Below are 4,478 nucleotides of genomic sequence, written 5' to 3'. Positions count from 1 at the left end.
CTTAGTTAGGTAAAGCACCCCAGACTCTTCAAACTCATCGAGAATTGCATAACGTTCGGACACTTCGTTATATGAGCTTAAAAACAAACCCTCAGACATTACTACTCCTGACATCAACGTACACAAAATAAACAGAATTTTCTTCATGTGACTCCGAAAACCTAACGCCGCGTTAAGTAGTGAGCAACGCTACCACCTAACCTAAACCATTGTGCTGTAAACACAAAACTCAATTTTAACTAAGAATGCCAAGCGTTGCGAATCTGTCTTAAACGCTTTGTTATGAGTTTAAACTATGACCAAAAACTCCATACATAACGAGCATTGAGCCGATAAATATACAGTTCACTCCAAAGGTATTTTTGCCGCGATTATTAAACATATTATGACTAGATAGCCTTCCGGATATCGATGCGATGCAAAAAGCGATTGATATAAACAAAATTGCTAAAAACGCTAGAAATTGAACATCACCCGCTAGCGCACTTAATACCAAAACTTCCGCTAGTTTCATAACCACATAAGCGTTCACAACGGCTAATATACACACAGGAGCTAAAAAGTTCACTGTGCTTAACTTTGAAAATACTTGAACGGCATGACTGATAGTCGTCAATGACGAGAACATCAGAATAGCAAAAACAGCCACTCTCTCCGGCATTCCTAAATTCATCACCACAGCAATTGACTCATTAGGTATGAGATCAAAAGTCAAAATAAATGAAACAATAGTTAATAGCGAAGCAACCATATTGAGTATGTACATTTTTACCTCTATTGTGGGGGAAACTCATAACGCCGCATTAAGGTGTGAGCGGCGCTTGGCTATACTTGAGCGAAGCGAAACTGCCAAGCGTTGCGAATCACTCTTAAATGCTTTGTTATACGTATGCTAGTCGACATGCATTGCTGACACCGCATAACTTTCTAGCTTCTGTTTAGCCATGTCCAGTTTATTTCGTGCGGAGTTGTCATTGCTATTAGTCTTTAGGTATTCAGACAGGTACTTAACCTCAATGTGGGTTAAAGCGATTCGCAATGATAGTAGCCAGTTTGGAGTACCTAAATTATGAGACTCCCAATTACGGTTTTCAAAGGGGTTTTGGTAATATGGAACGTCTGTAAAAGTTGATTCTGGGATATTTTTTAGCTCCAGAAGTACATTTAGATCTTCGACTAACGCTTCATCACTTTCACGCAGTCTATTTAGCAAAGCTTCAATACCAGAAACAGCATTATGTGCATCAGCTATGACCTCATCAAAACTTGCTTGCCCATTAACTTCCATCGCAAGCCCAGAATCGAGATTATAATGTTCGACTTGGTTTAAACGTTCAATGTTTGACCAATAGAGTTGCATTTCACTTGCTAATTTTTGCAACTCCGCTTCATCAATTTTGAAGTCCGACTTCAAGAATTGCTGTTCGTGATCTAGCTTGATTTTACGCAAACATTCAATCGTATACTCGTCCGTATCGTCTGTTTCGATATGATGGGGATAACAGAAAATTACTAAATTATCATAGCTTCTTCGGTATTCATCGTTGCTAGCGGCATTAAACCTTTCACCACCCTCGGAGGCTGCTTCGATGTGACAGACTTGAGCAATGAACTTATTTTTACTGTTTACAACAGATTGAGTACAACCGGGGAATGCACATTGATTGCCTGAACGCGCAAACAGAGCTCTTAGAGTGTCTGCTTTTGGAGCTAATCTAGCCATAAATCTCCTAACTATGATAATACGTATAACGCCGCATTAAGGGGTGAACAACGCAAACCACCCTACCTAAACCATTGTGCCGTAAACACTTAAGCCAATTCAAACCAAAACTGCCAAGCGTTGTGAATCCCTCTTGAATGCTTTGTTAGTTGCCAAACCTAAAGCTTTGATTTGAAGTTAATTACCGCTTTGCCAACACTTGCTTTACGTATTTTGGAAAACTCAAATCAGGCGCAGTTTCAAAGCGCCTGTCACAGAAGCCACTTGGAACAAACGGCGCCGTAGAAAACGAACTGACAACATCAAAAAGACCTTTTGGAGAAACAATGCCACAAAGCTGACTTTCAACAAGTAAATCGGCTTCTGAAACGGCAAACCAAACCATGAAAAGATCGAAGCTCGATTTCCGCGAGCCAAGACCCCGACATTCGAAGTGCAGAATCGAGCAAAGCACACGAACGATTAGACCTAAACACTCTGTTTTAGCTGCTATTGTCTCGTTGACAACTAACGCCGCGTTAAGTGGTGAGCAACGCCAACCACTAAACCTAACCCATTGAACCTTAAACACTAAATTAAACTTATACTGAGATCGCCAAGCGTTGTGAATCCGCCTTAAACGCCTTGTTATGTGCCAGAGACCTACCTAGATTGAAGAAACAGACCATACTCGTGACGAGTATATAGGAATAAAGCCAATACAAAGATCCAGAATAAAAGCCTTTTCCCATACTGAAGTATTTGCCTTCGATAGAGTTCTGCTGCATCAGACGACTTACAAGGGATAAAAATTAAGATAGGAGCTATTGCTAGACCTGCGACACCATACCCATTTAGTGCAGAAGCCATTTTGTAAAACAAATCATTCATTGAAATAAAACTGGATATAATCATACCTAGGCAGCCAAACACTAATATGAGTTGAAAAAAGCTAAAATATCCAATTAAATCCTCCATATTCGAATCAGGCTCATAACGCCTTGTTAAGGTGTGAGGCACGCAATACCGTAGCCTCCGCATACCACCTTAAACCCTAAACCTAACGCATGGTAAAAATGCCACGCGTGCCGAATCACTCTTAAACAATTTGTTATGTGTTAGATTTTAAAGACTAATTTTTGTTTTTGAGCAATAAGCTCAACATCTTCAAGTGGCTCATATTTCCATTTGGACAACGCTTGTACAGCTACCTTTTCAAAGATCCCCTTTGGGGTGGAATCGATTACAACAATATCAGCCACATCTCCATTTTTAGTAATGTTAAACGTCATGACCACATACCCTGACAGGTTATTCTCTACTGCAACTTTAGGGTATCTCGGCGATACAAACTCTATTGGCTCTAGATCTAAATATTCCGATGAGTAAGTGTTTTCTACAGAACTTGAACACCCTACTACTAAGATCAAGATAAATAATTGCAAAAATCTCATAATCTCTCTCTGACACATAACGCCCTGTTAAGGGGTGAGCAACGCAATACAGAAGCCGCCGCAAACCACCTTAAACACCAAAACCAACGCATAGTGAAAATGCCACGCGTTGCGAATCCCTCTTGAACAGTTTGTATGGATAATAAGTACTCCAATCGGGTAAGGTGAGACCCAGACTTTAGCTGCAACTAAAGTTCTTCTATCTGGTAGTTCGATTGAACGATGGCTCCTCAATTGAGAGACCGGTAACAAGTACGAACGCCAGATAGAACTCCAAGCACCACACTCGAATAGTCTTCTGGGTCTCGAGCCCGCATTTGCAAGCAAGAGTTAGCTTATTATGAATACAAACACACTTCAAAACATTAATGTCGGCGTTGATACTGGTAAGTCACAATTAGACATCTACATCCGACCACTCGATATTTACTTCACTGTCCCGAACACCGAAAAAGGCATCAGCGATGCCATAAAAACCATTAAGAAACACAAACCTCAACGTGTCGTCATCGAAGCTACAGGTCGATTAGAAATGCCTTTTATACTCGCCTGTGACAAAGCCAAATTACCTTATGTTATTGCCAACCCACTACGTATTAAAAGGTTTGCTGGTGCCATTGGTCAACGAGCTAAGAACGACCGTTTAGATGCCGCTCTCATCGCACATTATGCCGAACGTGTTCAGCCAGAACTGACCAAACTAAAAAGCGAAAACATACGTCTTATGAGTGACTTAGTCACAAGGCGTAACCAGCTACTCACCATGCAAACCATGGAAAGAAACCGACTACAAATATTACCTAAGAATATCTCGTCTACGATTACCCCTATCCTTACCGCCCTGAAAAATCAGATTGAAAAAGTAGAAGCAAAGATAGCGAAACTGATTGAGAGTTGTCCTGAGTATCAAGCCAAAAATACTATTCTCCAAAGCATGCCTGGTGTTGGTAAAGTCCTTGCTGCCTCCCTAATTAGTAATGTACCCGAGCTGGGCTTTATCACTAACAAACAAGCTTCTTCTCTCATTGGTGTCGCACCAATAACAAGAGAAAGTGGCCGCTTTAAAGGTAAGCGGCTGATACAAGGAGGGCGGTCTCAAGTTAGGACCGTTATGTATATGGCGATGATGTCGGCTATCCAATGCAACCCTGTTTTCAAAGCAACTTATGAACGACTACTTACGGCAGGAAAACCGAAAAAAGTTGCCATTGTTGCCTGCATGAGAAAGATGGTTGTTATCTTAAATTCAATGCTAAGAGATGGTGTTATGTGGGATACAGATAGCCTCAAAAATTAACTATTGACGCCATAGTCTCTTGTTA

Annotated in this window: 5 protein-coding genes; 1 reads left to right on the top strand and 4 read right to left on the bottom strand. The window is 40.8% G+C overall.

Annotated elements, in window-relative coordinates; all coding sequences use genetic code 11:
- Positions 1–280 precede the first annotated feature (280 nt).
- The 4 genes from IJ23_RS14135 to IJ23_RS14115 all read right to left on the bottom strand — a co-directional run bounded on the left by IJ23_RS14135 (position 281) and on the right by IJ23_RS14115 (position 3,156).
- Positions 281–766 (bottom strand): hypothetical protein, encoded by a 486-nt coding sequence (locus IJ23_RS14135; RefSeq protein ID WP_033906603.1) that lies wholly within the window; start codon positions 764–766, stop codon positions 281–283.
- Positions 767–892: 126 nt separating this feature from the next.
- A complete protein-coding gene (locus tag IJ23_RS14130) occupies positions 893–1,723 on the bottom strand; it encodes a hypothetical protein (protein ID WP_017045432.1) in 831 nt (276 codons plus the stop codon).
- Between the two features lie 181 nt (positions 1,724–1,904).
- Positions 1,905–2,294 (bottom strand): hypothetical protein, encoded by a 390-nt coding sequence (locus IJ23_RS25750; protein ID WP_155489937.1) that lies wholly within the window; start codon positions 2,292–2,294, stop codon positions 1,905–1,907.
- A 526-nt stretch (positions 2,295–2,820) separates the two neighbouring features.
- On the bottom strand, positions 2,821–3,156 hold the full coding sequence (locus IJ23_RS14115; protein ID WP_010648852.1) for an energy transducer TonB: 336 nt from the start codon (positions 3,154–3,156) through the stop codon (positions 2,821–2,823).
- Between the two features lie 340 nt (positions 3,157–3,496).
- Between IJ23_RS14115 and IJ23_RS14110 the strand changes: the two genes are divergently transcribed.
- Positions 3,497–4,453: an IS110 family transposase gene (locus tag IJ23_RS14110; RefSeq protein WP_033906599.1), complete on the top strand. Its 957-nt coding sequence runs from the start codon at positions 3,497–3,499 to the stop codon at positions 4,451–4,453.
- Positions 4,454–4,478 lie beyond the last annotated feature (25 nt).

The sequence above is a fragment of the Vibrio sp. OY15 genome, assembly GCF_000742455.1.
Taxonomy (GTDB): domain Bacteria; phylum Pseudomonadota; class Gammaproteobacteria; order Enterobacterales; family Vibrionaceae; genus Vibrio; species Vibrio alginolyticus.
This window is presented reverse-complemented; position numbering and strand designations above follow the sequence as displayed.